Consider the following 12586-nt stretch of genomic DNA (forward strand, 5'->3'; position numbering starts at 1 on the left):
TGTCACCGGACCCGGTCTCGCCCTCGGTCACGACGTCGACTCCGGCCCGATCGGCAACGTCAGGCCTCTCGGGGACGGCAGGCCCATCCGGCAAGGGCTGATCGATGTAACGGGTCACTCTCATCACCTCCTGCCACGCGCTCCACGCTGTCGCCGGACGCATCCGGAGAACGCATTATGTAGAGACTTTAGTCCTCATACTCGAACCAGGCAGGCGAGCGGGTAGTCACTGCACCTCTCACGCCCTCCCAAGGCCGTGATCTCGAGAACGACGGCGGCACCGACGATCACCGCACCCTGATCCGCCAACAACCGTGCTGTCGCGTCGACGGTACCGCCCGTCGCCAGCACATCGTCGATCACCAACACCCGCCGTCCAGCAAGGTCGATCGCCGTCGGAACCTGCAGCTCGGCGGTCCCGTATTCCAGGTCGTAGGACCGTGAGTGCACCGGAGGTGGCAGCTTGCCCGCCTTGCGCACCGCCAACACACCGCAGCCCAGCTCCAGGGCAACACCGGAGCCGAGCAGAAAGCCACGCGCGTCGATTCCCGCGACCAGATCGACGTCGTGGTGGCCCTGCGCCAACTCCGACACGACGCTGCGCAAGGCGCTGCCGTCTGCGAACACCGGCGTCAGATCACCGAAACGCACTCCTGGAACGGGGAAGTCGTCGACCCATCGCGTCAGCCGCGTCACGGCAGCGACTGCGTCCGTCCGATCACCTGCGTCGTTCATCGAAGAAGAACCCACCGATCCATGTTCCATCCGGCACCAGCGGCCGTGGGGTTGGGCACAACGTCCTGCATTCCGTCGCTGACGACGGTGGTGCGCGGCTCGTTGTACAGGGGAAGCGACGGCATGTCGTTCCAGAGAATGTTCTCGCCCTCCGTGGCGAGAGCCAGCACTCGTTCCGGGTCATCGGTCACCGCCAGCTGATCGACGATGGAATCGATCCTGCCGTTGCTGTAGCCGCCGACGTTCAGTCCGACACCCGTCCTCAGCGAATACCGTGCGACGGCTCCACCTGCCGACCCCGATGGCCCGGGCAGAGAACCACTGCTGCCCAGAACGGCGTCGACGGCACCGCCGCGCAAGGCGGACGGTGTGAACTCCGGCGAGCTCGCATCCACGACGGTGATGCCGGCAGCGGCGCAGTCGGCAGCCATACGGCCGACTTCCTGTGCGCGACGAGCATCCGGTCCCCGGTAGCCGACACGAACGGTGAGGGCACTTTCGCCTGCAGCGGCAAGTTCCTTGCCCGCCTGATCCAGGTCAGAACGCCGATACCGATCGCCGACCACGGTTGCGACAGCCGGATACTCGAGGGTATCCAGCTGCACCAGCCGAGCGTCGACGATGCCCGAGCCCAGTCCCGTCGCTGGAGCGTCCGATCCCGGATGCCCGAGCGTGTCGAACAGATCCGATCTCGGGATGCATGCGGCCACCGCTCGTCGCGCGCTCGCGTCGGCCAGCACCCCTTGCGTTGCGAAGGTCAACTGTTCGAGGCCTCGTGACGGTTCCTCGCTGGTCACGAATCCTTCGGTCGTGCCGAGATCGATGGCACCCGCTCCGTGGTCGAGCACGTCGAGCGAGCCGTCCGCCAGCTTGGCAGCCACGTCGGTGCCCTTGGGCCAGACGACGACCTGCTCGGTTTCGGGCGGAATTCCCCACCAGGCCTCGTTCGCGACGAGAACAAGGCCTCCATCGGCGGTGTACGACTCGACGCGGTACGGCCCGGCCGAGGGGAGCAACGAGGTGTCGATCGCGCCAGGCGTCAGCGTCCACCCCGTGTTCCAGAATTCGGCGATGCGACCCACGACGTCGTTGTCGCCGGCCAGGATGGGATCGACGACGTTCGGCACTCCTGCCGCCCTGGCCGCGACGTGCGCAGGCAACAGATCGGTGGCACCGAACAGGGCGCGCCAGTTCTGGTAACTGCGCCCGGGAGCAAACACGACCGTTGCTTCCTTGGCCCCGGGGACGCAGTCGATGCGTTGGATGTCCGAGTACCCGGCCGACGACGCCGCGTCGAACACGGGACCGTCGGTGGCGAATCGGCCGCTGTTCGCTGCCCAGGCCAACACGAGGTCGTCGCAGGCCATCGGCGCACCGTCGGAGTACTTCGCCGCTGGGGCAATGGAGTACTGCACGGTCAAAGTGTCACCGGGAACAATTTCCGTTGTCCCGATATCGTTGTCCGACAACGCATCCCCCTCAGGCCCGAGGTAGCTGAAACCTACCTGCACCCGGGTGAACGCCTGCCGAGCTCCCGACGCCGCGCCGTCGACCGTTCTCGCGTTGTACGTGTCGACGACGTTGTCGAACGAGTAGCCGATCGAGGGAACCTTGTCCTCGGGCGACGAACACGCGGTGATGGACACCGCAGCGACACCCGCCGCCACCAGTGCCGCGCTCCACCTGGGTTTCACGTGCACTCTCCGTCTCAGTCGAGGGTGAATATCTACCGTCGCTTCTTGTTCCGCTTTCCGGTGGGCCGATTACCCGGCTGCGGAGTCGTCGCCTTGGTGGTGGTCACACCGACGGCCACCGGTTCGGGAGCGAGACCGGCTGCGCGGGCAGCGGCGTCAGCGCGCTTGGAGTGGACCTTGCGTGTGTGCGCAGCGACCGGGCCCCACTTCTCCTTGAGCGTCACCAGCAGCGGAGTAGCGAAGAAGATGGACGAGTAGGCACCGACGATCATGCCGACGAGCTGCACCAGCGCCAGGTCCTTGAGTGTGCCGACGCCGAGTAGCCAGACCGCCACGATCATGAGCGCGATCACCGGCAGAACACCGATGACGGTCGTGTTGATCGAGCGCATCAAGGTCTGGTTGACGGCGAGGTTGGCCTGCTCTGCGTACGTCTTGCGATGCAGGTTCAAGATCCCGCGAGTGTTCTCCTCGACCTTGTCGAACACCACCACCGAGTCGTACAGCGAGAAACCGAGGATCGTCAGCAGCCCGATGACCGTCGCCGGAGTCACCTCGAACCCGACGATCGAATACACGCCTGCAGTGACGACGAGGTCGAATCCCAGAGCCGCCAACGCCGCGAAGGCCATGTCTCGCTCGTACCGGACGGCGATGTAGATGCTGACGATGACCAGGAACACCGCCAGAGCGATCAACGCCTTCTGGGTGATCTGGCTTCCCCAGGTCTCACTGACATCGGACACGCTGATCGCATTGGGAGTTGCGGTGCCACTGTTGTCCTGCGGCTCGAAAGCCTGGAACAACGCCTGGCGCAAGCTGTCCACTTCACCGGGGTCGAGAGCTTCGGAGCGAATCTGCACCGTTGCTGCCGCGCCCGAGCCGACCGTCTGCACCGAGACCGGGGGCATCCCCAGCGAGTCGTTGTACACGGTCTCCACCTGCTCGGTGGAAATGTTGTCTGCAGCCGGAAGAGCGATGCGGGTTCCGCCCTCGAAATCGATGCCGAGGGTGAATCCGCGGACGAGGAAGCTCAGCAGGCACACCAGCACGATGACGCCGGTGAGGATGTAGTAGAACCGGCGACGGCCGACGATATCGAAGGCACCGGTGCCGGTGTAGAGCCTGGACAGCCAGCTGTGCTTGGGCTGGGTGGACTGGTCGACACTCGAGTCGTCGAGGGGCGATGGGGTCGACGTGGTCGTATCCGACATGTCATGCCTCCTTCGACGGCGTGGTGCCGGTCTTGACGGCGAGCGCCGTGTTGGCTGCGCGCTTGCGTTCGAGCGCGATCTGCTGGACGGCACCGAGACCGTTGACGGACGGCTTGGACCAGAATTTCGACTTCGAGGCCAGGTACACCAGTGGCCAGGTCACCAGGATCACCACGATGATGTCGAGGATCGTCGTCAGTCCGAGGGTGAAGGCGAAACCGCGAACCTGGCCCACAGCGAGTACGTACAGCACCGCGGCCGCGATGAAGCTGACCGCGTTGCCGGACAGAATTGTCTTCCGGGCGCGCGCCCAACCGCGTGGTACCGCCGACCGGAAACTGCGACCCTCCCGGATCTCGTCCTTGATGCGCTCGAAGAACACTACGAACGAGTCCGCGGTCATACCGATGCCGATGATGAGTCCGGCTATGCCTGCGAGGTCGAGGGTGAAGCTGATCCACCTGCCCAGCAGAACGATGATCCCGTACACGACGAGACCCGCCAGCGCCAACGACAGTGCCGTGAGCAGACCCAGGGCGCGGTAGTAGAGCAGGCAGTACACCAGCACGAGCGCCAGGCCGATGGCTCCGGCGATGAGGCCGGCTTCCAGCGAAGCCAATCCCAGTGTGGCCGAAACGGTTTCGGCTTCGGAGGATACGAAGGACAGCGGTAGCGAGCCGTATTTGAGCGTGTTGGCGAGCTCCGAGGAACTCTGGGCATTGAAGTTTCCGGTGATCGAGGTGGCGCTGCCCGCGGGGGTAGCACCCTGGATGACCGGCGCGCTGATCACCTTCGAGTCCAGCACGAAAGCGGCCTGCTTCTGCAGATTGGCCGCGGTGAACTGGGCCCACGTGTTGGAACCGTCCGAGTCGAACGTGAGGCTCACCTGGAACTGGGCCTGCTGGCTGTCGAATCCGGAGGTCGCGTCGGCGATCTGCTGCCCATCGATGATCGTCGGGCCGAGCAGGTAGACGGCAGTCCCGTCGGTCGAGCACGCGACGAGCGGAAGAGCCGGATCGTCGTTGCCTGCGAGTGGGTCGGCCGCGTTGCAATCGAGGGACTGCATCGCCAGCTGTTGAATCTGTGGATCCTCGCTCTGCCGCAGCGTCTTGGCGTCCGAGATCTCCTGGGCAGCGCGATCGGCGTCCGACAGCGAAGCATCCGCCGCGGGATCGTCGGTCGCCGGTGCGTCGGTCGCGGGCGCGTCGGTCGAAGGAGCAGGCGTCGGATCCACCGCAGACGGATCCTGTGCCGGGAAGACGCGGCTCTGAGGAGCGGCCGGTGCGGCGGGATCTGCAGCAGGAGCGGCGGGATCTGTAGGAGCGGCCGGATCGACCGGCGCGGCGGGATCGACCGGCGTTTGCTGCGCCCCCGCACCCTGGCCCGCCGACGGAGCAACAGAGCCCACCACGGGTCGGATGAACAGTCGCGCGGTCTGGCCCAGAGTGCGCGCCTGAGAACTGTCGTCACCGGGCACCGTGATCACGAGGTTGTCACCGTCGACGACCACCTCGGAGCCCGTGACACCGAGACCGTTGACGCGAGTCTCGATGATCTGCTGCGCCTGCTTCAGGCTGTCCTGCGTCGGCGCATTGCCGTCGGGGGTTCGCGCGGTGAGTGTCACGCGCGTGCCGCCCTGCAGGTCGATTCCCAGCTTCGGCGAGGGGTCTTTGTCTCCGGTGAAGAAGACCAGGGCATACACCGCTGCTATCAGCACCGCAAAAACGGCGAGATAGCGGGCGGGACGCACCGGTCCGCTGGAAGCTGCCACGGTGTGTGTTTCTCCTCTGAGGCGATGGAAAGTGTCGGTTCCTGCGGGGCCTGCTGGCTCGATGCGTCAGCGGCGAGCGGTGCGATTGTGCACCACATCGGTCACTGCAGACGAAACCGCTGCCGGATTCTCTCTCCGACAGCGGTTCGGATCAACGGCTGTTCACTCTTTTTCGAGCCGCTTCGCCGTCTGCTCAACGGTCTCGTCGGGCCCGCTGACGTCGGTCTTGTGCAACGACGGCCCTGCGCTCGTGCTCGAGTCGAGCGCCGCGATGTCCGCGTCGGTGGTGGTCTCGAACTCGGTGTCGTCGAATTCGGAGCCATCGGGCAGCACCTCGCGTACTACCGCGCGAGACCAGGTGGTGATGACGCCGTCCGCGATCTCGAGGTCGATCGTGTCGTCCTCGACCAGAACCACGCGGGCGTACAGGCCTGCGGTGGTGACGACCTCGTCACCGACCTCGAGCGAGTCCTGCATCTCCGTGGTTTTGGCCAGCACCTTCTTCTGTCGACGCGCATTGAGAAACAGCGGTACCAGAAGGGCCACGATCAGCAGCGGAAACAGCAAATCCATCGGAAGGTCAGTCCTCGAAGTTCGGGTCGAAAATCGTCATTGTCTCGTGCGAGAACGCCGTGGGTGTGGGCCTCGCAGCTACCCAGTGTGCCATCACCGGGAACCGGTCCGGTCCCTTCGTGTCCTGTTCTGCCCGATTCAGTCGAATAATCCCTGCGCAGCCTCCGAGGATCGGACCGAAATTCCCCCTACCGCGAGGTCCGGCGGCGGGGTCAGACCGAGATGTTGCCACGCGGTGGCAGTGGCAACGCGACCTCGCGGTGTGCGGGCGATCATGCCGGCGCGCACCAGGAACGGTTCGCACACTTCCTCGACCGTCGAGGGTTCCTCACCGACGGCGACGGCCAGCGTCGATACGCCGACCGGTCCCCCGCCGAAGCTGCGGATGAGTGCGCTGAGGACGGCACGATCGAGTCGGTCGAGGCCGAGCTTGTCGACGTCGTACACCACCAGAGCCGCTTTGGCCGTGTCCCGGGTGACGGTGCCGTCGCCCCGCACATCCGCGTAGTCGCGCACCCGCCGGAGCAATCGGTTCGCGATACGTGGAGTGCCACGTGAACGGCCGGCGATCTCGGCGCAGCCGTCTCGGTCGATCGGCACCCCGAGTATTCCGGCCGACCGCATGAGGATGCGCTCGAGTTCGCTCGGCTCGTAGAAATCCATGTGCGCGACGAATCCGAACCGGTCACGCAACGGACCGGTGAGCGCACCCGACCTGGTGGTCGCTCCGACCAGCGTGAACGGAGCCACCTCGAGCGGAATCGACGTCGCTCCCGGCCCCTTACCGACGATGACGTCGACGCGGAAGTCCTCCATCGCCAGATACAGCATCTCCTCGGCCGGACGGGCGATGCGATGGATCTCGTCGATGAACAGCACGTCTCCCTCGACCAGGTTGCTGAGCATCGCTGCCAGGTCACCAGCGCGCTCGAGCGCCGGCCCGGACGTGAGCCGCAGCGACGTTCCCAACTCGGCGGCGATGATCATCGCCATACTGGTCTTGCCGAGCCCCGGAGGCCCGGACATGAGGATGTGATCGGGAGTGCCGCCGCGCATCTTGGCACCGGACAGTACGAGCTGGAGCTGCTCACGTACCCGGGGCTGACCGATGAAATCGGTGAGGTTCTTCGGACGCAGGCTCGTCTCGACATCCAGGTCGTCGGACATTGCGTCCGCGCCCACCTGTGATTCGGCGAACTGGTCGTCCTCGTCCACGCCGGCCTACCTGGACTTTCCGAGGTACGCCAGCGCCGACCTCAGTGCAATCGACGTCGTGGCCTCCGGCTGCTGGGCGAGTACCGCGTCGGTGGACTCCTCGGCCTGCTTCGCCGGGAATCCGAGCCCGATCAGCGCCTCGACTATCTGATCGCGCACCGAGTTTCCGGCACCGGACCCTGGCAGAACCGAATTACCAGCGCGGCCGACCACTGCGTCCACCTTGTCGCGCAACTCGACGACCATTCTCTCCGCGCCACGTTTGCCGATTCCGGGAACCCTCGTCAGTGCGCCGATGTCACTGTCCGCCAACGCCGTTCGCAGCGCATCCGGTTCGTGCACGGCGAGCGTGGCCATCGCGATTCGCGGTCCGACGCCCGACACGGTGAGGAGCAACTCGAACAGCTCGCGTGACTCCTTGTCCGGAAACCCGTACAGCGTCTGCGAGTCCTCGCGCACGATCATGGTTGTCAGGAGCGTCGATTCGCTCCCGCGGTGCAGCGTGGCCAGCGTCGCCGGAGTGGCGCTGATGCGGTATCCGACGCCGGCAGCCTCGAGCACGGCGTGATCGAGCGCGATGTCGATCACCGAGCCTCTGATCGATGCGATCATCGTGCGCCCGCCTCTTTCTTGGCCATCTTCTCGATTCTGCGGGCAACAACGGCGCGAGCCTTACGTTCCTCGGCCAGACGCGCGTCGTACTTACGCTTTTGTTCTGCCGCCATGGCTTCTGCTTTCGCCATCCGGGCGATCATCGGAGCTCTCCAGCAATGACAGATACCGAGTGCAAGTGCGTCGGCGGCATCCGCCGGGGTCGGAGCAGTCTGCAGACCGAGAATGCGCATGACCATCGCAGTGACCTGGGCCTTGTCGGCCGAACCGTTGCCGGTGACCGCAGCCTTGACTTCACTGGGGGTATGGAAGCAGACATCGACCCCGCGCCGGGCCGCCGCCAGCGCGATCACTCCGCCGGCTTGCGCGGTTCCCATGGCGGTGCGGACGTTGTGCTGCGCGAACACCCGCTCGATGGCCACCACCGAGGGTTTGTGCGTATCGAGCCAATATTCTGCTGCCTCGGAGATGCGCAACAACCGCTGCGCAAGATCCATGTCCGCGGGCGTGCGCACCACATCCACGTCGAGAGCAACCACCGATCGACCCACACCACCCTCGATCAAACTGAACCCACACCTGGTGAGACCGGGGTCGACACCCATCACCCGCACGCCACCACACCTTCCGCTTACGAACTGTTGTTCGATAGCGTAGCGGAGCGCACCGACGGATCAGGGATACGACACCCGGCCTGTTGGCTCGATCGAGTCGAGGCGGTCAGTCCTCTTCGTCGAGCTCGGCCATGACCTCGTCGGATAGATCCACGTTGGACCAGACGTTCTGCACGTCGTCGCTGTCTTCCAGAGCGTCGATGAGCTTGAACACCTTGCGCGCGCCGTCCGCGTCCACCGGAACGTTGACCGAGGCCTGGAAGCTCGCCTCTGCCGAGTCGTAGTCGAATCCGGCCTCCTGCAAAGCGGTCCGTACTGCGATCAGGTCCGTGGGCTCGCTGACGATCTCGAACGTGTCGCCGTTGTCGTTCACTTCTTCGGCACCGGCTTCGAGAACGGCCATCAGGACGTCGTCCTCACTCTGACCGTTCTTCTCGAGCGTCACCACGCCCTTGCGCGAGAACAGGTACGAGACCGATCCCGGGTCTGCCATGTTTCCGCCGTTGCGCGTCATCGCCACGCGTACCTCGCCTGCGGCGCGGTTGCGGTTGTCGGTGAGGCACTCGATCAGAATCGCCACGCCGTTGGGGCCGTAGCCCTCGTACATGATGGTCTGCCAGTCGGCTCCACCGGTCTCTTCGCCTGCTCCGCGCTTCCGGGCCCGCTCGATGTTGTCGATCGGAACCGAGGTCTTCTTCGCCTTCTGGATGGCATCGAAGAGAGTCGGGTTGCCCGTGGGGTCACCGCCACCCGTGCGGGCCGCCACCTCGATGTTCTTGATGAGTTTGGCGAAAGACTTGCCGCGTCGGGCGTCGATCACCGCCTTCTTGTGCTTGGTGGTGGCCCATTTTGAGTGGCCGCTCATGCGATAGAGCCCCTTCCTGCTCGAAATCAGTGTTGTCGACTTTACTCGCCCGATACCGCGCTCGGGACCGACCTGCTTCGGCGGGCTCGAAACGGCGGCGCACCGTTTCTAACTGCGACGCACCATGTCGACGAAGAGTCGGTGCACACGATCGTCCCCGGTGACCTCGGGATGGAAGCTCGTCGCCAGCACCGAGTTCTGCCTCACGGCCACCACACGCCCCGCAGCCGGTCCATGGGGCACGGTGGCCAGGACCTCGACACGGTCGCCGACACGCTCGACCCAAGGTGCCCTGATGAACACCGCTCGTACGGGGCCGCCGTCGATGTCGATGACGTCGAGATCGGTCTCGAAGGAGTCGACCTGACGGCCGAAAGCATTGCGCCGCACGGTGATATCGAGGCAGTCCAGATGCCGCGCGTCGGGTTTGGTATCGAGAATCTCGGACGCCAGCAGGATCATGCCCGCGCAGGATCCGTATGCGGGCATGCCCTCGGCCAATCGGGCACGCAACGGGTCGAGAAGATCGAACACACCGAGCAGGTTGCTCATGGTCGTCGATTCCCCACCGGGGATGATCAGCCCGTCGATCTGTGCCAGTTCGGCCGGACGCCGCACCGTGATGCCGTGCGCACCACTCGACTCGAGTGCTGCCAGATGTTCGCGAACATCGCCTTGCAGTGCCAGAACTCCGATGGTCGGAGCGGTCACTTCACACCGAAGGGATCGACGTGCGGTTTCGAGGTGTCCCGCTCGTAGCGCATCAGGCCCTCCTGGACGACTGCGGCAACCAGGCGGCCGGAAGTGTCGAAGATTCGGCCCTGAGTCAGCGCCCGCCCGAAGTCGGCGGACGGCGACGTCTGGTCGTACAACAACCACTCGTCCGCACGGAACGGCCGGAGGAACCACAGGGCGTGGTCGAGGGAGGCGGTCTGAGTGACGGCATCCGGGTGCGGCACCTTGGCCGAACCCAGCAGCGTCATGTCGCTCATGTAGGCCAGTGCGCAGACGTGGAAGACCTGATCGTCTGGCAACGTGTCGCGATAGCGGAACCAGACGCGTTGCTGCGCAGCAAAACTCGGATGCTTGACGGTCTGGCCATCGGGAATGAGACGGATGTCCCATTCCGACCACTCCTTGTAGTACGAGTTGTCGTACTCGGCGAGGGTGGTCGGATCGGGCAGAGTCTCCGGGCCGACGACCTCGGGCATGAGGTCCTGATGAGAAATACCGTCGTCGTCGCCGTGGAACGATGCGGACATCGTGAATATTGCTTTGCCGTGCTGAATTCCGGTGACGCGGCGCGTGCAGAACGACCGTCCGTCGCGGATTCGATCGACCATGAACACGGCCGGTTCGTTGGGGTTGCCCGGACGCAGGAAATAGCCGTGCAGCGAATGCACACGAAACTCGGGGGCCACTGTGCGCACCGCCGCGACGAGCGCCTGGCCCGCAACCTGGCCGCCGAACGTCCGGGGTAGACGACTCGGGAAAGTCCGTCCCCGATAGATGTCGTTTTCGATCCGTTCCAATTCGAGAATGTCCTCGATACTGGCCATGGCTGGTGCCCACCTTTCTCCAGTGGATCAGGCTAACAATGGATCGACCAGGCAAGATGGTCGGTGTGGGTCAACCTGTGCCGATCTTTCCCGATCTCCTCGTGGAATCGATCGTCGAATCCTGTCCGGCCGGCACCCGAACCATCGTCGTGGTCGACGGTGCCGATGCCGCGCAGCCGGTCGAGTTCGCCTCGCGCACAGCAGAACACGCCCGCTCCGGCGGGCGTTCGGCCACCGTGATCGATCTGCACGACTACATCCGACCAGCGTCGATCCGATTCGAATACTCACGCCACGACGAATTGAGCTATCGCACACTGTGGTTCGACTACGACGCCGTATCTCGGGAGGTCATCGCACCGCTGCGACCCGGTGGTCGAGGTCACTTTCTGCCTCGTCTGTGGGATGAGGCAACCGATCGATCGGCTCGTGCCCGCAGCGTCCCGGCCGCGCCCAACGAGATCGTGCTGATTGCCGGTCCCATGCTGCTCGGGCGGGGCCTCGACGTCGATCTGTCGGTGCACCTTCGTTTGTCCGAGACTGCACTGCGGCGCAAAACCGATCCGGCCGAAGAATGGACCTGCGAGCCACTACTGACGTACTACAACAGCCTGGATCGGTCGGACCGTTCCGCCGGCCGGCCCGATTTCCTGGTCCGATGGGACCATCCGGACCGTCCGGCGTTGGAACGCCGACCCTAGATGCGAGTCACCAACCGCGCTCGGCGAGCCGGTGCCCGACGGGGAGGTCGTCGACATTGATGCCGACCATCGCCTCACCGAGGCCGCGCGAGACCTTCGCGAGGACGTCGGGGTCGTCGAAGAACGTGGTGGCCTTGACGATTGCCTCGGCGCGCTCCTTCGGGTTACCGGACTTGAAGATTCCCGATCCGACGAAGACTCCCTCGGCACCGAGTTGCATCATCATCGCCGCGTCGGCGGGAGTGGCGATTCCGCCGGCCGTGAACAGCGTGACGGGCAGCTTGCCTGCCTTGGCGATCTCGACGACGAGGTCGTACGGTGCCTGCAGTTCCTTCGCCGCCACGTACAGCTCGTCCTCGGGCAGTGAGGTGAGTCGGCGAATCTCGTCGCGGATCTTGCGCATGTGCGTCGTCGCGTTCGAGACGTCACCGGTGCCGGCCTCGCCCTTGGAGCGAATCATGGCCGCGCCCTCGGTGATTCGGCGCAGGGCCTCACCCAGGTTGGTGGCACCGCACACGAACGGAACGGTGAAGTTCCACTTGTCGATGTGATTGGCGTAGTCGGCCGGGGTGAGCACCTCGGACTCGTCGATGTAGTCGACGCCCAGACTCTGCAGGATCTGCGCCTCGACGAAGTGTCCGATGCGTGCCTTGGCCATCACCGGGATACTCACCGAAGAAATGATGCTGTCGATCATGTCGGGATCGCTCATGCGCGACACCCCACCCTGGGCGCGGATGTCGGCGGGAACGCGCTCGAGAGCCATGACGGCGACGGCTCCGGCGTCCTCGGCGATCTTGGCCTGATCGGCGGTGACCACGTCCATGATGACGCCGCCCTTGAGCATCTCGGCCATACCCCGCTTGACGCGCGCGGTGCCGACTCCGTTTTCGCCGGATCCACCGTCGACCGATGCGGCGGGCGTGTTCGAGGCGTGTGGGGTAGTCAAGCGAAACTCCTGTGTTCTTCGACGCTGTTGCGGCTGCGGGCTGACTGGGTGCGATCGCGCGAGGCGCGATGTCGCGCCCAGAAC

General features: G+C 64.9%; 13 protein-coding genes. 1 reads left to right on the top strand and 12 read right to left on the bottom strand.

All coding sequences use genetic code 11. The features are described 5' to 3' along the window. Positions 1–195 precede the first annotated feature (195 nt). From O4220_RS07385 to O4220_RS07435, 11 genes are all read right to left on the bottom strand, one after another. Positions 196–735, bottom strand: coding sequence for an adenine phosphoribosyltransferase (locus tag O4220_RS07385; protein ID WP_269603034.1), 540 nt, complete (start codon positions 733–735; stop codon positions 196–198). Further along, a complete protein-coding gene (locus tag O4220_RS07390; RefSeq protein WP_420030336.1) occupies positions 732–2435 on the bottom strand; it encodes an ABC transporter substrate-binding protein in 1704 nt (567 codons plus the stop codon). The genes O4220_RS07385 and O4220_RS07390 overlap by 4 nt, the downstream gene beginning before the upstream one ends. A 26-nt stretch (positions 2436–2461) precedes the next feature. Beyond that, entirely contained in the window at positions 2462–3643 is a 1182-nt protein-coding gene (gene secF, locus O4220_RS07395) for a protein translocase subunit SecF (RefSeq protein WP_269603036.1), read from the bottom strand. A 1-nt stretch (position 3644) separates the two neighbouring features. After that, positions 3645–5414: a protein translocase subunit SecD gene (gene secD / locus O4220_RS07400; protein WP_269603037.1), complete on the bottom strand. Its 1770-nt coding sequence runs from the start codon at positions 5412–5414 to the stop codon at positions 3645–3647. Positions 5415–5576: 162 nt separating this feature from the next. Further along, entirely contained in the window at positions 5577–5987 is a 411-nt protein-coding gene (yajC, locus tag O4220_RS07405; protein ID WP_269603038.1) for a preprotein translocase subunit YajC, read from the bottom strand. 138 nt (positions 5988–6125) lie between these two features. Next, entirely contained in the window at positions 6126–7154 is a 1029-nt protein-coding gene (ruvB, locus tag O4220_RS07410) for a Holliday junction branch migration DNA helicase RuvB (RefSeq protein WP_052065147.1), read from the bottom strand. Between the two features lie 54 nt (positions 7155–7208). Then, the gene (gene ruvA, locus O4220_RS07415; protein WP_032377775.1) at positions 7209–7814 is read right to left on the bottom strand and encodes a Holliday junction branch migration protein RuvA; all 606 of its coding nucleotides are present in this window, start codon (positions 7812–7814) and stop codon (positions 7209–7211) included. Beyond that, positions 7811–8428 (bottom strand): crossover junction endodeoxyribonuclease RuvC, encoded by a 618-nt coding sequence (gene ruvC, locus O4220_RS07420; RefSeq protein WP_269603039.1) that lies wholly within the window; start codon positions 8426–8428, stop codon positions 7811–7813. The genes ruvA and ruvC overlap by 4 nt, the downstream gene beginning before the upstream one ends. A 106-nt stretch (positions 8429–8534) precedes the next feature. Further along, on the bottom strand, positions 8535–9293 hold the full coding sequence (locus O4220_RS07425) for a YebC/PmpR family DNA-binding transcriptional regulator (protein WP_032377773.1): 759 nt from the start codon (positions 9291–9293) through the stop codon (positions 8535–8537). 108 nt (positions 9294–9401) lie between these two features. Then, positions 9402–10004: a pyridoxal 5'-phosphate synthase glutaminase subunit PdxT gene (gene pdxT / locus O4220_RS07430; RefSeq protein WP_269603040.1), complete on the bottom strand. Its 603-nt coding sequence runs from the start codon at positions 10002–10004 to the stop codon at positions 9402–9404. Beyond that, positions 10001–10852: an acyl-CoA thioesterase gene (locus O4220_RS07435; RefSeq protein WP_269603041.1), complete on the bottom strand. Its 852-nt coding sequence runs from the start codon at positions 10850–10852 to the stop codon at positions 10001–10003. The genes pdxT and O4220_RS07435 overlap by 4 nt, the downstream gene beginning before the upstream one ends. A 38-nt stretch (positions 10853–10890) precedes the next feature. On the opposite strand from O4220_RS07435, the gene O4220_RS07440 reads away from it, so the two are divergent. Continuing rightward, positions 10891–11553 (top strand): hypothetical protein, encoded by a 663-nt coding sequence (locus O4220_RS07440; protein WP_269603043.1) that lies wholly within the window; start codon positions 10891–10893, stop codon positions 11551–11553. A 7-nt stretch (positions 11554–11560) separates the two neighbouring features. On the opposite strand, the gene pdxS is transcribed toward O4220_RS07440, so the two are convergent. After that, positions 11561–12502: a pyridoxal 5'-phosphate synthase lyase subunit PdxS gene (gene pdxS, locus O4220_RS07445; protein ID WP_269603044.1), complete on the bottom strand. Its 942-nt coding sequence runs from the start codon at positions 12500–12502 to the stop codon at positions 11561–11563. Positions 12503–12586 lie beyond the last annotated feature (84 nt).

The organism is Rhodococcus ruber (assembly GCF_027270735.1).
Classification (GTDB): domain Bacteria; phylum Actinomycetota; class Actinomycetes; order Mycobacteriales; family Mycobacteriaceae; genus Rhodococcoides; species Rhodococcoides rubrum_A.

Excerpts from the sequence above, each read along its gene's own strand:
- O4220_RS07385 (WP_269603034.1), bottom strand. The coding sequence starts at position 735 with ATGAACGACGCAGGTGATCGGACGGACGCAGTCGCTGCCGTGACGCGG.
- secF (WP_269603036.1), bottom strand. The coding sequence starts at position 3,643 with ATGTCGGATACGACCACGTCGACCCCATCGCCCCTCGACGACTCGAGT.
- yajC (WP_269603038.1), bottom strand. The coding sequence starts at position 5,987 with ATGGATTTGCTGTTTCCGCTGCTGATCGTGGCCCTTCTGGTACCGCTG.
- ruvB (WP_052065147.1), bottom strand. The coding sequence starts at position 7,154 with ATGTCCGACGACCTGGATGTCGAGACGAGCCTGCGTCCGAAGAACCTC.
- ruvA (WP_032377775.1), bottom strand. The coding sequence starts at position 7,814 with ATGATCGCATCGATCAGAGGCTCGGTGATCGACATCGCGCTCGATCAC.
- O4220_RS07425 (WP_032377773.1), bottom strand. The coding sequence starts at position 9,293 with ATGAGCGGCCACTCAAAATGGGCCACCACCAAGCACAAGAAGGCGGTG.
- O4220_RS07435 (WP_269603041.1), bottom strand. The coding sequence starts at position 10,852 with ATGGCCAGTATCGAGGACATTCTCGAATTGGAACGGATCGAAAACGAC.
- O4220_RS07440 (WP_269603043.1), top strand. The coding sequence starts at position 10,891 with ATGGATCGACCAGGCAAGATGGTCGGTGTGGGTCAACCTGTGCCGATC.